Source organism: Pectobacterium sp. S5 (assembly GCF_051707265.1).
GTDB lineage: Bacteria > Pseudomonadota > Gammaproteobacteria > Enterobacterales > Enterobacteriaceae > Pectobacterium > Pectobacterium polare.
This window is the reverse complement of record NZ_JAULSZ010000001.1, coordinates 1,066,288-1,087,186: the sequence shown is the minus strand read 5'-3', so window position 1 is coordinate 1,087,186 and position 20,899 is coordinate 1,066,288. Positions and strand designations below refer to the sequence as shown.

15 protein-coding genes and 1 pseudogene are annotated in these 20,899 nt (G+C 49.6%); 4 read left to right on the top strand and 12 right to left on the bottom strand.

The window, feature by feature from the left end; all coding sequences use genetic code 11:
* The first annotated feature begins 90 nt into the window (after positions 1 to 90).
* A complete protein-coding gene (gene cueR / locus QWJ20_RS04930) occupies positions 91 to 498 on the top strand; it encodes a Cu(I)-responsive transcriptional regulator (RefSeq protein ID WP_039502918.1) in 408 nt (135 codons plus the stop codon).
* A gap of 37 nt (positions 499 to 535) precedes the next feature.
* Here the strand turns inward: cueR and QWJ20_RS04925 are convergent, their stop codons facing one another.
* The 6 genes and pseudogenes from QWJ20_RS04925 to QWJ20_RS04900 form a co-directional block, all read right to left on the bottom strand.
* Complete coding sequence (locus QWJ20_RS04925; RefSeq protein WP_127156252.1) at positions 536 to 991, bottom strand: NfeD family protein; 456 nt, start codon at positions 989 to 991, stop codon at positions 536 to 538.
* Positions 991 to 1,905, bottom strand: a complete 915-nt coding sequence (locus tag QWJ20_RS04920; RefSeq protein ID WP_095698795.1) for an SPFH domain-containing protein — start codon at positions 1,903 to 1,905, stop codon at positions 991 to 993. Before QWJ20_RS04920 ends, QWJ20_RS04925 begins: the two co-directional genes overlap by 1 nt.
* A gap of 278 nt (positions 1,906 to 2,183) precedes the next feature.
* The gene (locus QWJ20_RS04915; protein WP_174877664.1) at positions 2,184 to 3,062 is read right to left on the bottom strand and encodes a hypothetical protein; all 879 of its coding nucleotides are present in this window, start codon (positions 3,060 to 3,062) and stop codon (positions 2,184 to 2,186) included.
* A gap of 159 nt (positions 3,063 to 3,221) precedes the next feature.
* Positions 3,222 to 4,598, bottom strand: coding sequence for a hypothetical protein (locus tag QWJ20_RS04910; protein WP_433991990.1), 1,377 nt, complete (start codon positions 4,596 to 4,598; stop codon positions 3,222 to 3,224).
* Positions 4,599 to 5,118: 520 nt separating this feature from the next.
* Entirely contained in the window at positions 5,119 to 5,466 is a 348-nt protein-coding gene (locus QWJ20_RS04905) for a hypothetical protein (protein WP_433991989.1), read from the bottom strand.
* 31 nt (positions 5,467 to 5,497) lie between these two features.
* Positions 5,498 to 5,686, bottom strand: a pseudogene (locus tag QWJ20_RS04900) (hypothetical protein); the annotation flags it as partial.
* A 574-nt stretch (positions 5,687 to 6,260) separates the two neighbouring features.
* Here QWJ20_RS04900 and QWJ20_RS04895 point away from each other — a divergent pair.
* Positions 6,261 to 6,611: a hypothetical protein gene (locus QWJ20_RS04895; protein WP_109411868.1), complete on the top strand. Its 351-nt coding sequence runs from the start codon at positions 6,261 to 6,263 to the stop codon at positions 6,609 to 6,611.
* 152 nt (positions 6,612 to 6,763) lie between these two features.
* Here the strand turns inward: QWJ20_RS04895 and yfaE are convergent, their stop codons facing one another.
* The 4 genes from yfaE to ubiG all read right to left on the bottom strand — a co-directional run bounded on the left by yfaE (position 6,764) and on the right by ubiG (position 11,634).
* On the bottom strand, positions 6,764 to 7,024 hold the full coding sequence (gene yfaE / locus QWJ20_RS04890) for a class I ribonucleotide reductase maintenance protein YfaE (RefSeq protein ID WP_010284079.1): 261 nt from the start codon (positions 7,022 to 7,024) through the stop codon (positions 6,764 to 6,766).
* 3 nt (positions 7,025 to 7,027) lie between these two features.
* On the bottom strand, positions 7,028 to 8,158 hold the full coding sequence (gene nrdB / locus QWJ20_RS04885; protein WP_095698802.1) for a class Ia ribonucleoside-diphosphate reductase subunit beta: 1,131 nt from the start codon (positions 8,156 to 8,158) through the stop codon (positions 7,028 to 7,030).
* A 121-nt stretch (positions 8,159 to 8,279) separates the two neighbouring features.
* A complete protein-coding gene (nrdA, locus tag QWJ20_RS04880; protein ID WP_095698803.1) occupies positions 8,280 to 10,565 on the bottom strand; it encodes a class 1a ribonucleoside-diphosphate reductase subunit alpha in 2,286 nt (761 codons plus the stop codon).
* A 349-nt stretch (positions 10,566 to 10,914) separates the two neighbouring features.
* The gene (gene ubiG, locus QWJ20_RS04875) at positions 10,915 to 11,634 is read right to left on the bottom strand and encodes a bifunctional 2-polyprenyl-6-hydroxyphenol methylase/3-demethylubiquinol 3-O-methyltransferase UbiG (protein WP_095993974.1); all 720 of its coding nucleotides are present in this window, start codon (positions 11,632 to 11,634) and stop codon (positions 10,915 to 10,917) included.
* 261 nt (positions 11,635 to 11,895) lie between these two features.
* Here ubiG and gyrA point away from each other — a divergent pair, with 261 nt between their 5' ends.
* A complete protein-coding gene (gene gyrA / locus QWJ20_RS04870; protein WP_433991988.1) occupies positions 11,896 to 14,535 on the top strand; it encodes a DNA topoisomerase (ATP-hydrolyzing) subunit A in 2,640 nt (879 codons plus the stop codon).
* Positions 14,536 to 14,650: 115 nt separating this feature from the next.
* A complete protein-coding gene (rcsC, locus tag QWJ20_RS04865) occupies positions 14,651 to 17,506 on the top strand; it encodes a two-component system sensor histidine kinase RcsC (RefSeq protein ID WP_433991987.1) in 2,856 nt (951 codons plus the stop codon).
* A gap of 37 nt (positions 17,507 to 17,543) precedes the next feature.
* On the opposite strand, the gene rcsB is transcribed toward rcsC, so the two are convergent.
* Complete coding sequence (gene rcsB, locus QWJ20_RS04860; protein ID WP_005976164.1) at positions 17,544 to 18,194, bottom strand: response regulator transcription factor RcsB; 651 nt, start codon at positions 18,192 to 18,194, stop codon at positions 17,544 to 17,546.
* Positions 18,195 to 18,202: 8 nt separating this feature from the next.
* Positions 18,203 to 20,887: a phosphotransferase RcsD gene (gene rcsD, locus QWJ20_RS04855; protein WP_433991986.1), complete on the bottom strand. Its 2,685-nt coding sequence runs from the start codon at positions 20,885 to 20,887 to the stop codon at positions 18,203 to 18,205.
* Between the last annotated feature and the right edge of the window lie 12 nt (positions 20,888 to 20,899).

Genomic DNA, 20,899 nt, shown 5'->3' with positions numbered 1-20,899 from the left:
GGCGGTGAAAGACGTTGACCGGCCATCTGATTTCTACTAGTTATTGGGTAAGGTAAACCTTCTAGCAAGGGGAGGGTCAAGGGGGAAATCATGAATATCAGTGATGTTGCAAAAAAAACCGGTCTTAGCAGTAAAACCATTCGCTTCTATGAAGAGAAAGAACTTCTGACTACGCCGCTGCGTTCTGAAAATGGTTACCGCAGCTACGACGAGCATCATGTCGAAGAGCTGACGCTGCTGCGTCAGGCGCGTCAGGTTGGCTTTAATCTGGATGAATGCCGAGAGCTGGTTACGTTATTTAACGATCCGCTGCGGCGAAGTGCGGATGTAAAAGCGCGAACCTTGCAGAAAGTGCAGGAAATCGAGATGCATATCGAAGAGCTGAAAACGATGCGTGAACATTTACTGGCACTGGCAGAACAGTGTCCGGGGGATGGGGGCGCAGACTGTCCGATAATCAATAATTTGGCGGGCTGTTGTCAAAAGAGAAAAGAGTGATAAAGGGGAGACTGGCTCCCCCAAATAATGCGTTATGTTAGCGCTCAATCGGGCGTACATGCAGCGTGATACCATCAATGGCAATCACTTCAACCTGCGTGCCGACGGGCAGATCCTGTTCTGATTTCACACGCCAGCTGCTGTCACCGATGTTTACCCGGCCGAAACCGTTGATCACCGGGTCGGTCAGCGTCGCGCGCAGGCCAACCAACTGTTGTCCGCGCTGGTTGAGCATCGATTGTGGGCGTGACAGCGTTCGTTTACGCAGCCAATACCACCAGAGCAGTGCCGTAACGATCGTCAGGATGGCGAAAATCGTTCCCTGTAATGGCCACCCCAGCGGCATCACCCACGTTAATAGCCCAACCAATACTGCCGATAAACCGCTCCACAGCGAATAGCCACTGGCACCCAGCATTTCGGCGGCCAAAAGCAGACCGCCGAGCGACAGCCAGAACCAGTGCGCATTTTCCATCACCAGTTCAATGCCCATTATTGACCTCGGCTATCTTTGCTGTCTTTAATCAGCTCCGTAATCCCGCCAATAGCGCCCATCAGATTGCTGGCTTCCAGCGGCATCATGATCACTTTGCTGTTATTGGAGGAGCCGATCTGCTGCAAGGCGTCGGTATATTTCTGGGCAACAAAGTAGTTAATCGCCTGAATGTTGCCTGCTGCGATGGCCTCGGACACCATTTTAGTCGCCTGTGCTTCTGCTTCTGCCGCACGCTCACGCGCTTCTGCTTCCAGGAAGGCGGATTGGCGCTGGCCTTCGGCTTTCAGAATCTGCGACTGTTTTTCCCCTTCGGCTTTCAGGATCGCGGCTTGACGCACCCCTTCGGCTTCCAGAATGTCGGCACGCTTGTTACGCTCTGCTTTCATCTGCGCATTCATGGCAGCAATCAGTTCAGCAGGCGGGCGTACGTCGCGGATTTCAATACGGGTGATTTTCACGCCCCACGGGTTCGTGGCTTCATCAACAATGTGCAGCAGGCGGGTGTTGATGCTATCGCGCTGAGACAGCATTTCGTCCAGCTCCATGGAACCCAGCACCGTACGGAAGTTGGTCATGGTGAGGTTCACGATAGCCTGTTCCAGATTGCTAACTTCATAGGCGGCGCGCGCGGGATCGATCACCTGAATAAAACACACGGCATCAATGGCTACATTGGCGTTATCGCGAGAGATAATTTCCTGAGAGGGGATATCTAATACCTGTTCCATCATGTTGATTTTACGACCAACGCGATCCATAAACGGCACGACCAGATTCAGCCCCGGCATCAGTGTTTTGGTATAGCGACCAAACCGTTCCACAGTCCATTGATATCCCTGAGGTACGATTTTGATGCCTGACCAGACAATGATGAGTGCAACAAAGATCAAAATAGGAATGACGGTAAACATAGTTTTCACCTCCAATGGCGCTTACGTGTGTTTATTCGTAATAGTGATTATTAACTATTTGAAAGGGATGATTTTATTTTCTTTTCTTGCGAATGCATTCTAACGCTTTCGCCCAACAAAGCCTATCTTTTCGTCAGATTGCAGCGTCAATGCAGTAGAAAAAGGATAATAGGTAATAACGTTGCGCCATGACTGACGACTGAAGCAATCACGTTTTTTCATAAGTGAGCTAAGAGAAAGCCCACCCAGATAGGAAGCCTTTTAAAGTGGTGGATGTCTTATTGCTTCGGGAATGGATATTCAAATTTATCCAGTGTGAGATCTCCCGCCTGCTGGATAGCTTGTGAGAGCTCAGCGTAATATTTTTCTAATCCGTAGTCTGTGATTTGCTGTAGCGAGGTCTGAATCGGTGCGCAAAACACCTCTGCGTGGCCCGCTTCAACCTTTTTATTGTTCGGTGGCAGCTCACCAGTGATAGCCTTGAACCAGGTACGGACCGCACCCTTCAACGGTGTAGACGCTTTGGTGAGGTTATCTTGTCCGGTCAAAACCTGCATGGTAGGGAACTGGTTAGCGATAACCGCCTTGGCGAGATTTGAATAGAACTGGCTGAACATATCGAACGACTTCAGGTCATTCACTTTTGGTTGAGTCGATAATCTGTTTTTATTCCCAATCTTCCCTGCTGGCGGTTTGGTGTGATCGGCAGACTTTTCCGTGTCGATCTTATCCAGTTGCAGATCAAACAGCAGATTGCCGTGAACCCTGCGATCTTTCACGTTAGGGTACATTTCCAGGAAGTTGCGGAGAAATTCAACAATATTTTGATCGTGCATTTCTTTGTTGATAAGCCATTTCTCACGCAGGAATTCACCACGATCGGGGTACCAGGCCGGTGCAACGGTGGCCACTGGCTGCACGTTGCCTTTATTATCAATTTCTACAAACTCCGCGCCATCGGCAAAAGCAATGCGACAATTTTTGAGCAGCGTGAGCTTCTGGCCTTTGAATGCCTGCAACGTTTGCTTGAACCATTGTGCAACTTCCGGGCTAATTGAAAAAGCGGTGTCATCATCTTTGCGTAACACATAGTGCAGATCTTCCAAAGTCTTAACCCCTGGATCGATGTTTGCGAATTCAAGAAAAACGTGTGACATTTTATAGATTTCCTGTTTTGTCTACCCGCACCAGAATAGCACGAAAAGTTTCAACGGTGCTTTAACTACCAGTGCGAGGTAAGTCTTCACGTTATCATTGATAAGAAGAAAATAAAAAAGGCCACCGAATGGAAGCCTTTTAAAAGAGTCGATGATGGCTTACCAATCGCCGTGGATACCCGCACCGACCATGTAGCCACCAGACAATGAATCAGAGTATTGGACAGTTACCGCAGTGTGTTCAGTCAGCGACTTTTGCATACCGCCAGCCAGTGCAGCACCTTCACCATTCGCTGAACCCGTAGACAGCGCCCACGAATCACGGTTGCCGTTGAAATGTAGTGAAGACATGGCTGCGGCGTTATTCAGGCCACGTTTCAGATCCTCTTTAGTCTCATCAATACGTTTCGCGTTCTGGTCAATGCGTTGGCTGTTGTGAGCGATGTCGGCGGAGTCCTGAGTGAGACGCGCTGAATGTTGGTTGATGACCGTTACTTGACGCTGTACAAATGCTCCTTGTACAGCCTGTTCAGAGCGTACTGCGCGAAGCGATGTCGCGTTATTACTGACCTGCTGTGTCGTGGAGGCATCGGTTTCAACTTTGGTAATAACCGTCGTCACGCCATCCTTACCGTTCGCACCGTTCGCACCGTTCGCACCATCGTGACCAACGACAGGTTGTACGCGTTGGTTAGCAGTACGATCGCGGTTCGCCTGTTGCAGTTGCAAACCTTTCAGATCGTCGCTGTTCACATGCACCTGGTTTTGTGTGGCAGTATCGGTTTCAACTTTGGTAATAACTGTCGTCACACCATCTTTACCCGCCGCGCCGTCGATCCCATTTTTGCCGTTAGCACCGTTTTTACCGTTAACCCCATCAGTGCCATCGTGACCCACGACAGGCTGCACGTGCTGACTAGCAGTACGATCGCGGTTCATCTGCGTGAGCTCATCACCCTGTAATTTCGTATTTGTTGCATTGATCTGGTGTTGCAGATTCTCATCTGATACGCGGCGTAAGTTAGACTCGCCTAAGAGCTCAATTTCAGTACCTGCAATGGCTTTTGTATTGGCTTTCACTTGGTTTTGTGTGGCGGTATCGGTTTCAACTTTGGTAATAATCGTGGTCACGCCATCCTTACCGTCCGCACCGTTAACACCGTCTTTACCGTTAACCCCATCTTTACCTGCTGCGCCGTCGATCCCATTTTTACCGTTAGCAGCGTCAATGAAAGCCTGTGTTTTTGAATAGTCCCAACCCTGCGGGGCTGTATGAGTGTGAGCCAGCTGATCGGCTGCGCCTTTAATGTCTAAGAACTTCCCGCCTAAATCTGTTTTATCTGCAATCCCATCAACGACCATTCGGTCACGCTGGTTAAGGTTATCGTAGGCGTTCACCGCTTCCTGAAAGTTCTCGCCATGTGCTTTCACAAGAAAGTTATTCACATCAACGTTACTTGCATGTGCTGCGCTCACAGGTGCAACAGCAACGGTAACAACCAGAGCGATCAATGTTTTGGTGGTATTGGTTTTCATCTTTATTTTTCCTAAAAGAAAAAATTAAATAAGCCTTGATTCCCTTAAGGGTTCTTAATGGCTTTTGATGTTGCGAATCCTACTCTTCAATTAGTGATTCTCAAGTCTTTTTTTAGTGATTTTGATGTGTTTTAATGAAGTGTTTGAAAAGTTAGTGATTTTAATTTCTTTTAAGGGTTTTAAATGAAGGGTAAGGTGAGAGATGGTTTTTTTGAATGGTGAAAATCAATTTATCATTGCAGGCTATCTATTTTTTTTGAGGGGAAATGACAATTGTCATTTTAGTCTTTTAAGTGACTTATTGATGATTTTATAGGGGCGTCATGGCATGCTGAATGCCTCGCGTTTTTTCATGAGCGAGTTAAAAAAAAGCCCTTTATGCGAGATAAAGGGCAAATCACCAGGAAAAATAAACCACAAAGAGAGATACGTTCTATCAAGTAGTCAGAGGAAGCTGAGTAAAACCTCTGATGGTGTGACACTCAAATAACCAATAACAAAAAGCCACTCACGCAGAAAGTTACCTCAAGTCTCCAACAAATTGTCCGTTACGCATTAACACGACTCTTCCCGTTTTGTAGAAAATCAGCGTGTTTAGCCCTTGAGAGTAAACCTGAGCATCTTTACTCGATTCATCTAAGGCTGCGGGCTTTCCATCGACGGTGATGATGCCGTCTTTCTCCCGAATCACTTTGATGCCAAAGCCCGCCCAAGAGGATTTGGTCATATTCTTCTGCGTGGCCTTTACGGCTTGATGAGAAGAATGATCAGTATGTGGCGTACCCGCTAATACCGTACCGTAGCTGGTTACAGCGATCAGAGACCCGGCCAGCACCAGTACGAAGAGTGCTACTGTTCCGTTTTTCATATGGGTAAACTCCTTATCGTACCGCGTGCGCTGCGTTTTCCAGCGCCTGCTTTTCCGCACTGGCATTAATTGTAGCTTGGCGGTTTTTTTCCGCGATGTAACAGGCGTCGCGGCTGATGCCTTGTGCTTCACATTCCGCCATCCGCGAAGCTTGGGAGGAACAACCGTCTAGCAGACCAAACGTGACTGCGCCGAGGGCGATTACAGCGATTCTTTTCATATTCTTTGCTCTGTTGATGATTAACCTAACTGTTCCTACTTATTGGCTCTGTCGAGAGCTGACATCCAGTCCTGATTTCCCGATCCAAGGTGCATAGATCTGAATATCAGGATGTGACGCGAAATAAGTATTTTCTGTAACTAACTCATTGTCATTGAAGCTTTCTCTGGCTATCAATGGAACGCTTGCGGCAATCACAGCGAATGATAAGCATCATTTTTGCATGATAGCTCTGCCAATGACTTCCATTAGTGAATGTTGTCTTCAATGGAGTTGATTTATACGCTCAGATTTGTGTGTTGCACATCACAAATATTCGACTTTTATCCTGTTTATTTGGTTTTTAAATATTAATAGTCTTCATTGGAGTTTGTTTTTGTCTTCATTGGGTTGGTTTTTTGCTGTATTGTTTTAATGTGAAGTTATTTTGTCTTGAGTAATATCTTGAAACTCAAGGGCTAATCGCCCTCTACTGGAAAGAGCTCAGGCGATAAGATAAAATACGTATCCTTTATTGATACAGATCATGTTTTGTTGGCGCTGTTTTTTCGCCGCATTGGAGACGGTAAGTGTTATGAGTGATGCGGATGTGTTCAAAGAGACCTTTGAAAAAATGGGAATTGAGAAGGGGGTTCTGCAAACGATGATGAACCTGCCCAGAGCTACGCTATGGAAATATCTTGAAGGGAAAACAACGAACTTTCCTGCTACCGCATTGACGCTGATAGAGTTACTACGCTTCCTGCAACAACGCGATGAAGAACTACTGAGAGAATGGGTTGTGCTTCAAGACTATGGTCTTCGCTCGGAAGTCTATCTTGATAACCCAGAGTTGTGGAAAGAGTGGAAATACTCTAATCAGGAAAAAATTAAAAAAGATGTCCTGCAATACCTGAAATCCACTGAAAAAGACGCTGCAAAGTAAATATATGGCGGACGCGCTGCAATAAGGTGTCCGCTATAGTAAAAAATGCGTCTGCAAAATGATGGTTTTTTGTTTCCATTGGCGAATTTCGCCATATCATTTCGCTAATTTCTTCGCTAATTTCTTCGCTAATCTCTTCGCTAATCTCTTCGCTAGATATCGAGTTCGATGTCGCCCTGCGGCATACAGCAGCAGGGAAGGATCTCATCCTGTTGGATGCAGGCCAGCGGAGTTTGACGATACGCCACTCTGCCTTTTACCAGACGCAACCGACAGGAACCGCAATAGCCGGAGCGGCACTGATATTCAATGCTGACGCGGTTGGATTCCAGCACATCCAGCAGGGAAGGGCCGTCGTCTGAACAGGAAAACTGCGCACCGGATGTGCGCAGTGTGATCGTTGGATTGCTCATCGATTACAGTTGGAAATCGCTCAGATCGTCGTCGCTAATTTCTGAATCGATCTGACCGACCAGATAAGAGCTGACTTCAACTTCCTGTGGTGCGACCTGTACGTTATCGGACACCAGCCAGGCGTTGATCCACGGGATTGGGTTAGTGCGCGTCTGGAACGGCAGCGGCAGCCCAACCGCCTGCATGCGGATGTTGGTGATGTATTCCACGTATTGGCACAGAATATCTTTGTTCAGGCCAATCATCGAACCGTCGCGGAACAGGTATTCAGCCCACTCTTTTTCTTGCTGAGCGGCGAGCACGAACAGGTCATAACACTCTTGCTGACACTCTTCGGCAATCTGCGCCATTTCTGGGTCGTCATGGCCGGAACGCATCAGGTTCAGCATATGCTGCGTGCCGGTCAGGTGCAGCGCTTCATCACGGGCGATCAGCTTGATGATTTTGGCGTTGCCTTCCATCAGTTCGCGTTCAGCAAAAGCAAACGAGCAGGCGAAGCTAACGTAGAAGCGAATCGCTTCCAGCGCGTTTACGCTCATCAGACAGATATACAGCTGTTTTTTCAGCGCATACAGGTTCACGGTCACGGTCTTGCCGTTAACCTGATGTGTCCCTTCACCCAGCAGATGATAGTAGCTGGTCATCTCGATCAGCGAATCGTAGTAACTGGAGATATCCTTGGCACGCTTCAGAATTTCTTCGTTAGTCACGATATCGTCAAACACCAGTGACGGGTCGTTCACGATATTACGAATGATGTGCGTGTAGGAACGTGAGTGAATAGTTTCCGAGAAAGCCCAGGTTTCCACCCAGGTTTCCAGCTCAGGGATAGAAATCAGCGGTAGCAGTGCCACGTTCGGGCTGCGTCCCTGAATCGAATCCAGCAGCGTTTGGTATTTCAGGTTGCTGATGAAGATATGTTTTTCATGATCGGGCAGCGCCTGATAGTCGATGCGATCGCGGGACACGTCAACTTCTTCCGGACGCCAGAAGAAGGACAGTTGTTTCTCGATCAGTTTTTCGAAAATTTCATATTTTTGCTGATCGAAACGCGCAACGTTAACCGACTGACCGAAGAACATGGGTTCTAGCAACTGGTCATTTTTATTCTGTGAAAAAGTGGTATAGGCCATGAGTCTCTCCAAAAAAATGCCGGGAGCATTTTTTAACGCCGCTTGTGAAGGCCCATCAGGGGCGGGCAGCGACGTTTGCTATAAAAGAGAAAGGCTGCATCGGCAGCCTTTCATTATTGGCTTAAATCTTACACGCGCCACCTTCGCAGCCGTCGTCCTGTGGTTCTGGCAGCAGGTCGTCTTGTACGTCTTCCGCGCCGTCACGGGTGTTTTGGTAATACAGCGTTTTCACGCCGAATTTGTAGGCCGTGACCAGATCTTTCAGCAGCTGTTTCATCGGTACTCGACCTGATGGGAAACGTGACGGATCGTAGTTAGTGTTGGAAGAGATCGCCTGATCGACAAACTTCTGCATCAGACCAACCAGTTGCAGATAGCCGTCGTTATTTGGCATATCCCACAGCAGTTCGTAAGCGTCTTTCAGCGTTTCGTACTCCGGCACCACTTGGCGCAGAATACCGTCTTTGGACGCTTTGACGCTGATGTGGCCGCGCGGTGGTTCAATACCGTTGGTGGCGTTGGAGATCTGAGATGAGGTCTCAGACGGCATCAGCGCAGACAGCGTGGAGTTACGCAGGCCATACTCTTTGATGTCGTTACGCAGCGCTTCCCAGTCGAGATGCAGCGGTTCGTTGCAAATCGCATCAAGATCGCGCTTATAGGTATCGATAGGCAAAATACCTTGCGAATAGGTGGTTTCATTGAACCACGGGCAAGCACCTTGTTCGCGTGCCAGCACATTCGACGCCTTCAACAGATAGTACTGAATCGCTTCAAATGTTTTGTGTGTCAGGCCGTTGGCGCTGCCGTCGGAGTAACGCACGCCGTTTTTCGCCAGATAGTAAGCGAAGTTAATGACGCCAATACCCAGCGTGCGGCGACCCATCGCACCACGTTCTGCCGCGGTAATCGGGTAATCCTGATAATCCAGCAGGGCATCCAGCGCGCGCACGGCCAGTGTCGCCAGATCTTCCAGATCGTCTAAGCTATTGATTGCGCCGAGGTTGAAAGCGGACAGCGTACACAGCGCGATTTCACCGTTTTCATCGTTCACATCGTTCAGCGGCTTGGTCGGCAGTGCGATTTCCAGACACAGGTTGGACTGGCGAACGGGGGCAATCTGCGGATCGAACGGGCTGTGCGTGTTGCAGTGGTCAACGTTCTGAATATAGATACGTCCTGTGGAAGCTCGTTCCTGCATCATAAGTGAGAACAGTTCGACTGCTTTGATGCGCTGTTTGCGGATGCTGCTATCCTGCTCATATTGCACATACAGGCGCTCGAATTCATCCTGATCGGCGAAGAAGGCATCGTACAGTCCTGGCACGTCAGACGGGCTGAACAGCGTGATCTCTTCACCTTTTACCAGACGCTGGTACATCAGTTTGTTCAACTGCACGCCGTAGTCGAGGTGACGAACGCGGTTGCCTTCTACGCCACGGTTGTTTTTCAGCACCAGCAGGCTTTCCACTTCCAGGTGCCACAGCGGATAGAACAGCGTGGCAGCCCCGCCGCGTACGCCGCCCTGAGAGCAGGATTTCACTGCTGTCTGGAAGTGTTTATAGAAAGGAATACAGCCGGTGTGGAATGCTTCACCGCCGCGAATTGGGCTACCGAGCGCACGGATGCGTCCCGCGTTAATGCCGATACCGGCACGTTGAGAAACGTATTTCACAATCGCGCTGGAGGTCGCGTTGATGGAATCCAGACTGTCGCCGCATTCGATCAGCACGCAAGAGCTGAACTGACGTGTTGGCGTACGCACGCCCGCCATGATTGGCGTCGGCAGAGAAATTTTGAACGTAGAGATTGCGTCATAAAAACGTTTAACGTAGTCCAGACGCGTCTCACGCGGGTAGCCGGAGAACAGGCAGGCGGCGACCAAAATGTACAGGAACTGGGCGCTTTCGTAGATATCACCGGTGACGCGGTTTTGTACCAGGTATTTCCCTTCCAGCTGTTTAACCGCAGCATAGGAGAAATTCATGTCACGCCAGTGATCGATGAAAGCGTCCATCTGGGCGAATTCTTCTTGGCTATAGTCTTCCAGCAGGTGCTTGTCGTACTTGCCCAGTTCGACCATTTTGGTGACGTGGGTCAGCAGGGCTGGTGGCTCAAACTGGCCGTAAGCTTTCTTACGCAAATGGAAGATAGCCAGACGCGCAGCCAGATATTGATAATCCGGGCTTTCGCGGGAGATCAGATCGGCGGCTGCCTTAATGATGGTTTCATGGATATCAGAGGTTTTGATGCTGTCATAAAACTGAATGTGTGAACGCAGTTCGACCTGAGAAACGGAGACATTGTGTAAACCTTCTGCGGCCCAGGTAATGACGCGGTGGATTTTATCCAAATTGATTTTTTCTTTACTGCCATCGCGTTTGGTGACGAGCAAGCTCTGGTTCATGTTGGGATTTACCTGTTGGTGAAAATAAAAAATATCCCCTGTTTATTCACAGAAATGTCTCTGTGACTAACTCTGTGGATAAATACTAGATATAGATATTTTTTAATAAATGGCTACTACATGGTGAGTATTCTAGTCCGGATTCGTTTGAGTACAAGGCTTGATTTTGGTGTTAATTTCAGGTTGCTGAACCGTTGGTTTCTCGAAATCCTGATTTTGTAAGGGCTAAGAGGATGTCAATATTCTGTAAAAAAAATAAGTCGTAGTCATTTTGTTGGTTTTTCAGCTAAAACCTGGAAAATTGCGCGGTGAAAAACCACGCAACTTTTAAGAGTATTCTTAATCGGTTCTATTTATCGTGCCGAGTGTGCAGCATGTAGTTCACGTCCACGTTTGGACCCAGTTTAAAGTGGTCCGTCAGCGGATTGTAGTGCAGCCCGGTGATATGCTTTTCACGCAGCGGTGTACTGTCGACCCAGTGCATCAGTTCTGCTGGGCGAATGAACTTCTTAATGTCGTGCGTGCCGCGCGGTACCATTTTTAGCACGTACTCGGCACCGATAACGGCCATCATCCACGCTTTCGCATTGCGGTTGATGGTGGAGAAAAAGACGTGTCCGCCGGGTTTGACCAACTTGGCACAAGCCTGCACCACGGATTGCGGGTCAGGAACGTGCTCCAGCATTTCCATACAGGTGACGACATCGTAGAGTCCCGGATGAGCGTGTGCATGCGCTTCTACCGTTTCCTGCACGTAATCGACGGCGACACCGCTTTCCAGCGCATGCAAACGCGCGACCTGCAACGGCTCTGCGCCCATATCGAGCCCGGTGACGTCCGCGCCTTCACGCGCCATGCTTTCGGCTAAAATGCCGCCGCCGCAGCCGACATCCAGCACTTTCTTGCCGAACAGGCCTTCCGCGTGCAGCGAAATATAGCCAAGACGCAGCGGATTAATGCGGTGCAATGGTTTGAATTCACCTTCTAAATCCCACCAGCGTGAAGCGATAGCCTCAAATTTGGCAATCTCCTGATGGTCAACGTTCGGAGTTTGATTTTCTACATTCATGTGTCATCACTGCCTTTCGTCATCTTTATCCTGCCGCGAGTATACTCCCTTCGCGCTGCAACGTGCAGCGGTGTCCGTTTTCTCTAAGGGATATCTGAGGAATAAAGTCCATTGGGAAAACAGTCTGTTCAGAGCGGAAGGGAGTTTCCCCCGAAACGGCGGTTTGTGATATAATTTTTCACCTTTTGAACAGTTCACCTTATCTGAACGGTTCACTTTTCTGAACACGGGTAGATGCCTAAATAGAGGGATAGCGGCTCCATGAGCGACCTTGCCAGAGAAATCACACCGGTCAACATTGAAGAAGAGCTGAAAAGCTCGTATCTGGATTATGCGATGTCCGTTATTGTCGGGCGTGCATTACCAGATGTTCGAGATGGACTGAAACCGGTACACCGCCGCGTACTGTACGCGATGAACGTACTGGGTAACGACTGGAACAAACCGTATAAAAAATCCGCCCGTGTCGTCGGGGATGTCATCGGTAAATACCACCCGCACGGCGACTCTGCCGTTTATGAAACCATCGTACGTATGGCGCAGCCTTTCTCACTGCGTTACATGCTGGTTGATGGTCAGGGCAACTTCGGTTCGATTGATGGCGACTCCGCTGCGGCGATGCGTTATACCGAAATTCGCATGTCGAAAATTGCTCATGAACTGCTGGCCGATCTTGAAAAAGAGACGGTCGATTTTGTGCCGAACTATGACGGCACCGAGCAGATTCCTGACGTCATGCCTACGCGTATTCCCAACCTGCTGGTTAACGGTTCTTCCGGTATCGCCGTCGGGATGGCAACGAACATTCCACCGCACAACCTGACAGAAGTCGTGAACGGCTGTCTGGCGTATATCGATGATGAAAACATCAGCCTCGAAGGGTTGATGGAACACATCAAAGGCCCAGATTTCCCGACGGCGGCGATCATCAATGGCCGACGCGGCATTGAAGAAGCTTATCGCACCGGGCGCGGTAAAATTTACATCCGTGCGCGTGCTGAAGTGGAAGCGGACGCGAAAACCGGACGTGAAACCATCATCGTGCATGAAATTCCGTATCAGGTGAACAAAGCGCGCCTGATCGAGAAAATTGCCGAGCTGGTCAAAGATAAGCGTATCGAAGGCATTAGCGCACTGCGTGACGAATCCGATAAAGACGGTATGCGTATCGTCATCGAGATTAAGCGTGACGCCGTGGGCGAAGTGGTACTGAATAATCTGTACTCTCAGACGCAGCTTCAGACGTCATTCGGCATCAACATGGTCGCTCTGCATCAGGGCCAGCCTAAGATCATGCCGCTGAAGGACATTCTGGTTGCGTTTGTGCGCCACCGCCGTGAAGTGGTGACGCGTCGTACCATTTTTGAACTGCGTAAAGCCCGTGACCGTGCCCACATTCTGGAAGGTCTGGCTATTGCGCTGGCGAACATCGATCCGATTATCGAACTGATTCGTCGTGCTGCATCACCTGCTGAAGCGAAAGCCGCGCTGATCGCACAAGCATGGGAGCTAGGTAGCGTGGCTACCATGTTGGAACGTGCGGGCGATGATGCTGCGCGTCCAGAGTGGCTGGAGCCAGAGTTCGGTATCCGTGACGGTCACTACTACCTGACCGAACCGCAGGCGCAGGCGATTCTGGATCTGCGTTTGCAGAAACTGACCGGCATGGAGCACGAAAAGCTGCTTGATGAATATAAAGAGCTGCTGGCGGAGATCGCCGAGCTGCTTTATATCCTCAATAGCCCTGAGCGCCTGATGGAAGTCATCCGCGAAGAGCTGGAAGCGATCAAAACGCAATACAGCGACGAGCGTCGTACGGAAATCACGGCGAACACCGCTGACATCAACATCGAAGATCTGATCAACCAGGAAGATGTTGTCGTTACGCTGTCTCATCAGGGTTACGTGAAGTATCAGCCGCTGAGCGACTATGAAGCCCAGCGTCGCGGTGGTCGTGGCAAGTCTGCTGCTCGTATTAAAGAAGAAGACTTTATCGATCGTCTGCTGGTGGCCAACACCCACGACACGATTCTGTGCTTCTCCAGCCGTGGTCGCTTGTACTGGATGAAAGTGTACCAGCTGCCGGAAGCCAGCCGTGGTGCGCGCGGTCGTCCGATCGTCAACCTGCTGCCGCTTGAGCCGAATGAGCGTATTACCGCGATTCTGCCAGTGCGTGAATACGAAGAAGGCCGCCATATCTTCATGGCAACCGCGAGCGGTACTGTGAAGAAAACGGCGCTGACGGAATTCAGCCGTCCGCGTAGTGCAGGGATCATCGCGGTTAACCTGAACGAAGGTGACGAGCTGATTGGCGTTGACCTGACCGACGGTAGCGATGAAGCGATGCTGTTCTCTGCGGAAGGCAAAGTGGTTCGCTTCTCCGAGCAGGCGGTGCGTTCGATGGGCCGTACGGCAACGGGCGTCCGTGGTATCAATCTGCAAGGCGAAGATCGCGTCGTTTCTCTGATCATTCCTCGCGGCGAAGGCGATATCCTGACCGTCACGCAAAATGGCTTTGGTAAGCGTACTGCCGTGAGCGAGTACCCGACCAAGTCGCGTGCGACGAAAGGGGTTATCTCTATCAAGGTCAGCGAACGTAACGGTAAAGTTGTTGGCGCGGTTCAGGTTGATGCCGCAGACCAGATCATGATGATTACCGATGCGGGAACGCTGGTGCGGACTCGCGTGTCTGAAGTCAGTATCGTTGGCCGTAACACGCAGGGTGTCACGCTGATTCGTACGGCGGAAGACGAACATGTTGTCGGCCTGCAACGCGTTGCCGAGCCGGTAGAAGATGAAGAGCTGGATGGCGTGGTAAAAGTTGAAGGCGAAGTTGCCGAAGACGATGATGCTATCGATGACATTGATGGCGATGATGATATCGCTGAAGATGACGAATAAGCCTTTTTATTAAACCGGAATGAGTAGAGTAAGCCAGCGCAATGCGCTGGCTTTTTTTATCGACTCTCGGTAGTGTATCAGCCAACTGGTTCTTCCCTTATTCAACGGTATCCATTTGAAATATCTCGCCTCATTCCAGACCACATTAAAGGTGTCCCGCTATTTATTTCGGGTTCTGGCGGTCATGCTGTGGGTATTGGGCGCGCTGATATCCGTTTTTTATGTCACTAAAGTATTGAATGAAAAAGAATCAGAGCTGCGGCAGGAGTATAACCTCAGCTTTGATCAGTCGCAGGGTTACATCCGACACGCATCGGATATTGTGCGTGAACTCCAGTATCTGGCGGCAAATCGCCTGATGTTGGCAAGAGAAAAGGCAGAGCCGCCAACGGAAGGGGGCCCCGGTGTTTCTGTTTATTCACTGGCTCCCGGTGCAACCTGTTCCACGCAATATGGCGGAAATGCAGCGCTGCTCTCATTGAGCCATTTTTTCAACGGCTGGCAGGATAATTTCTCTGCCGTCTACGATCTTAATCGGGTCTTTTTTGTCGGCGGCGATCGGCGCTGTATGGTTGATTTTGGCATCCGTAACCAGTCGCTCGACCGTGATAACCTGCTTAAAAATGTGCAGGATCGGTTTCAGGATCAGAAGAAGAGTCGCACTCAAACTGGACGCGATGAAACGGTCTATTGGATTACCCCTGCCTCTATCCCCGATGTTGGCTATTTATATGCGCTGACACCGATTTATGTGGATAACAAGCTGGAAGTCATCATGGGGATTGAACAGACGATTCGTCTGGATGACTTCGTCACCATGGGTAAATTTCCGATCAGTGCCCGGCTGCTGGATCAATATAATCAGGTGGTTTTGCAGTTTTCCGATGATAAAGAGCGGTACGCTTCTTCGGTAGATGGCTATCCCTCCGATCATAACTATTTTGGCTATGTGAATGGGTATGATGAACTCATTCTGAAGAAGTCGCTGTCGCCGACGTCATTCAGCATCGTGTATTCGCTGCCGTTGAAGGTGCTGCTCTCCCATATCAGCGCATTGATGATCAATATGCTGGTGATGAATACGCTATCGGCTATCTTGCTGTTTGTGCTGGCGCTGGTGTTTGAGCGGAAAATGCTATTGCCAGCGGAAATCAATGCGTTCCAACTGGAAGAAAACGAGCAATTCAACCGCAAGATTGTCGCATCGGCACCCGTAGGCATTTGTATCCTGCGTATTAATGACGGCACGAACATCCTTAGTAACGAGCTGGCGCACAACTATCTCAACCTGCTTACCCACGAGGATAGGCTGCGAATTACCCGCATCATTTGCGAGCAGCAGTCCAAGTTTGTGGATGTCATGACCAGCCGCAATCATCACCTGCAAATCAGCTTTGTCCATTCGCGCTATCGTAATGAAAACGTGGCAATTTGTGTGCTGCTGGACGTCAGCGCGCGCGTCAAAATGGAAGAGTCGCTACAGGAAATGGCGAATGCCGCCGAGCAGGCAAGCCAGTCTAAATCGATGTTCCTTGCCACCGTCAGCCATGAATTGCGTACGCCGCTGTACGGGATTATCGGTAACCTCGATTTACTGCAAACCAAATCGTTGCCGCAGGATGCCAACCGTCTGGTTGCCGCGATGAACAACTCTTCCTCACTGCTGCTGAAAATCATCAGCGATATCCTCGATTTTTCCAAGATTGAATCTGAGCAGTTGAAGATCGAAGCGTGTGAGTTTGCACCGCATGAAGTCATCAGCCACATCACCAGCAACTATCTCCCGCTGGTGGTCAAGAAACGCCTGACGCTGTACTGCTTTATCGATCCCAATGTACCGGTCAGCCTATTCGGCGATCCCGTACGTTTGCAGCAGGTGTTATCTAACCTGCTGAGTAACGCCATCAAGTTTACGGACACGGGCTGCATCATTTTCGAAGTCGGCTGCCGCGATGGTTATCTGGAATTTGTAGTGCGTGATACTGGCGTGGGCATTCAGCCTCGCGAGGCGGTGAAGCTGTTTGATCCGTTCTTCCAGGCTGGGAGCGGTGTTCAGCGTCATTTTCAGGGGACGGGCTTAGGGCTGGCGATTTGTGAAAAGCTGGTCAATCTGATGGATGGAGACATTACCATTGAGTCGGAACCTGGGCTTGGCAGCCTGTTTGGCGTCAGAATTCCGCTGTATAAAGCGCGCTATGCACCAGCGGCGATCAACGCCAGCCTGCAAGGGAAAACGTGCTGGTTGAGGATACGCAATGCCCGGCTTGAGGCTTATCTGCTGGCGCTGTTGCAGGAGCAAGGGTTGCAGGTGGCGCGTTACCAGAACCAAACCGTGTCGCCTGATGATGTGATGATTAGCGATTTCGTGTCGGAAGAGGCCGTTAACGTTCGGGCGCATATCGTGATGAGCGGCGCGCATACCGGGTCGGCGCAGGAAGTCAGCGACGGGCACTGGGTGCAAGGGACGTCCACACCTCAACATCTGCCGGACTTGCTGGAAAAAATCTATCGTTCAGAGAACGAGGATAAGACTCGTACAGAGATTTCGCCGCCGCTGACTAACTATGTGCGAGCTGAGAATGGCGACATTATGATTCTGGTGGTTGACGATCACCCGATCAATCGTCGACTACTGGCGGATCAGCTAGGCTCTCTGGGCTATCAGGCAATGACGGCGAATGATGGCGTAGATGGTCTGAGTGTGTTGAGTAAGAACCATATTGATATTGTGCTGACGGATGTCAACATGCCGAATATGGATGGTTATTTGTTCACACGGCGTATGCGCGAGCAGGGGTTACGTTTCCCGGTTATCGGCGTGACGGCAAATGCGTTGGCGGAAGAAAGAGAGCGTTGCCTCGGAGCTGGGATGGACCACTGTTTGTCAAAACCGGTTACGCTGGATACGTTGCAGCAGGCGTTGGCGCATTACAGTAACGTGGTGCGTCAGGCGAGAACATCCGAGGAATAACCTGCACCAGCGGCTGCCGGTGCAGGAGGGGAGATGCTTAGTCTACCTGCGTCGCGCCGCCGTTAACGGAGGACAGGTAATTCAGCAGGGCGATATCGTTCTCGACGCCCAGCTTAGTCATCGCTGATTTCTTCTGGCTACTGATCGTTTTGATACTGCGATTCAGTTTTTTGGCGATTTCGGTAACCAAAAAGCCTTCTGCAAACAAACGCAGCACTTCACTTTCTTTCGGGGACAGACGTTTGTCGCCGTAGCCGCTGGCGCTGATTTTCTCCAGCACTTTGGATACGCTGTCCGGAGTGAATTTCTTCCCTTTTTGCAGGGCAGCCAGCGCTTTGGGTAAATCGGTCGGCGCACCCTGTTTCAGTACGATGCCTTCGATATCCAAATCCAGCACCGCGCTCAGAATCGCCGGATTATTGTTCATGGTAAGAACAATAATAGAAAGGTGGGGAAAATGGCGCTTAATGTATTTAATGAGGGTAATACCGTCGCCGTATTTATCGCCTGGCATGGATAAATCGGTGATTAAAACATTAGCGTCCAGCTTAGGTAGGTTATTGATCAGCGCTGTTGAGTCTTCAAATTCGCCAACCACATTGACCCATTCAATCTGCTCAAGCGATTTTTTGATGCCAAAAAGGACAATAGGATGGTCGTCGGCAATAATTACGTTTAAGTTACTCATCGTTTTGGTTACTCATCTTGTTGGCTACCTTGCTGCCCTTTAGGTTCTACTGGGGATAGTAATGCACTGACAAACCACTCAATTTCATGAAGGTTAGCCTCGATCTGTTCACTATCATGCGCGGTAATATGCTGTTCAAGCTGTTCACACAACTGTTTGCCAGGATGCAGATTAAGCATGGCAAACACGCCTTTCAGCCGGTGTGCCGTCTGCGAAAGCGACGGGAAATCGCCTGCTTCCACTTCAGTATACAGCCTCTTTAAATCATCCGGTACTGTCTCCACGAACAGCGAATAATAGTCGCTTGCTGCCAATTGTTCGGCATAAAATTCAACATTATCCGGTTCCCCTTCCTGTAGCGCATCGGGTGATGTTTCCAGTTGTAGCTCAATCAGCTTAAGTAATGCCTCCAGCAGGAGGTGGCTGATATTATAATTCACCCGCAAACGGCGCGGGCCCAAAGGCGTTACTGTGTCATCGTCATGACTCAACAGCAGCGTATAATCTGCTTTTTTCTCTGGGTCGTCAGTCATGCAGATATCCGCTTCCTGATTAATCTGGCGTTCATCGCTAACCAGATAATTCGCACCCCAGCCCGTCAGCATATTGCCGACAATATGCTGTACTTCATCAGACGTCACATCCAGCAGAACGGTAATACCATCCAGCAGTTTTTCTTCCTCAACGGGAAGCGCTTCTGGCTCCAGTTTTAGCGTCAGAATATAGTGTGTGCCTAATCCGGCCTTACTGTTGATAGTTAACGCGCCGCCCAGTTTATTACAGAGTTGATTGCACAAAAATAAGGTCAATCCTGAATTTTGTCCGAAACGATCGGAAGTTGCAGGATGCAGGAAGGGGTGCCGAATATTTTCCTGCTCTTTGCCTGAAACATTCGTACCCGTATCGCTAATCTGAATAATCAGCGTATCCGACTCATTACTTTTTCTATCAATCGATACCGTAATCTTGCCGTAATCTGTATTGGTCACCGAATAATTCAGCAACAGCGCCAGCGTCTTTTTCAACAGCTCGGCATCGCCCACGTAGGTTTGATTCATATCCAGATTGTAATGATGGAATAGGGTCAGACCTTTTTGATTCAATCGTGGCAGCAGCTCAAGGAGAACATGGTCGATAACCGTCAGCGGTGAAAAACTCTCGTTGACCACATTCCATTCCTGCGCTTCCAGCTTTTCGTGCAAGGCAATATTTTCCAGCAGCTCAATCGCGCAGCGGGTATCCGCCGTTAGCTGATCCAGCGTGGGTGTCGGTACGGTTGCTGTCTCGCTGTGGCGTAGCGCATGAATATGCTGTCGCAGTGAAATCAGCGGTTGTTTGAATTCGCTGAGCAGGTTTTGGAATAACCGTTTTCTGGCATGAATATTCTTTTCGTATTCACGCTGGGCGAGCAGCAATTTCCGCTGTACCAGAATCTCTTTATCCTGTTCACGCAGCAGGAAGAGGCAATAGTCAGGCGAATATTGGCTGCGGATTTGGCGTATTTCATACATCTCATTATTAATCGTGACCTGAATGACGCCCTGATGCTCGTCCGCCATATTGGTGATTTTTTGCAGGCTCAGGTGCGGAAGCAGCTGCTCTGCGCGCTCATTCTGTATAACGACTTTATTGTTGCTGAAATCATAAACTAGCACGCCCATCGGGATTCTTCCCGTTGTTTCGCGGTAAATATCCAGCGTCTTTTCCAACTGATGCGAGACATCCTCTCTGGGATGCGCATACTGCCGACGGAAAAGATAAAAGCCGACGATAGACACACTCAGCAGAACCAGATTCAGCAGCAGAAGCCAGACGTTATTACGTAATGAATCAATAATCAGGACTTTTATCGGCACCTGAAAAACGATTTTTATCGGCGCATTCACGAGCGTGGCGGAGATTTCAATATTCGAGCCATGAAGCTGAACGTCAGCCGTGCCTTCGCCGTTATTGTTGTCCATATTGCTGGCCGCCGGCGTATCCGGCTTCAGCATAAGATGCTCACGCGGAATGGTGTCTGGGATTAAATCGTTAATCGGTAAATCGAACGCCAGAATCGTCGCCAGATGGCCCGGCTGATTGAATGTGGTGCGTAGCGTAAAATAGTAGTCGTTATAGAAGCGTAATTTACGCAGCGGGGAAAAACTTTCGCGCTCGTCTAACACATTCGCCTGTTGCAGCATTTCCGTACGGCGGGCTTCGGCGATGACCGTAATATAATTCCCACGGAACTGCGAGGAGATATCTTTCAGCGTCTGCGTGGAAATCATCGTCAGGCTGTTGTCGATACCATTCAGGTAATACATGGAATAGACGCTATTCTCCGCGCCCCAGAGAATATCGAGGTAACGTGATATCCGGCGAACCGAAGTGAGCGTCCCTTTATCGTGTTGCCCAAAAATCAGCGCGTCCGTTTTCTGACCGTTTTTTTCTACATAGAAAACATTCGGCATTAAATTAATGGCGCTAATGTTGGCGTCGCTAGCGGCTGGTTCGCTGTTTAGGCTGCCGTATATTTGATAGGTGAAAAAACGATAGGTATCGACGCGTTTTTGTATGCCCTGAGCGATAGTCGTCAGCGAATGTTTTTTGTCCGTCAGCAAATCGTTGATGTAGTTATAGCCGAACGTTCCGGTAATCAGGAGTGAGAGCACCGTAAGGAGTGAAAAATAACGCAGAATCATGGCTGGCATCAATTAACGCTC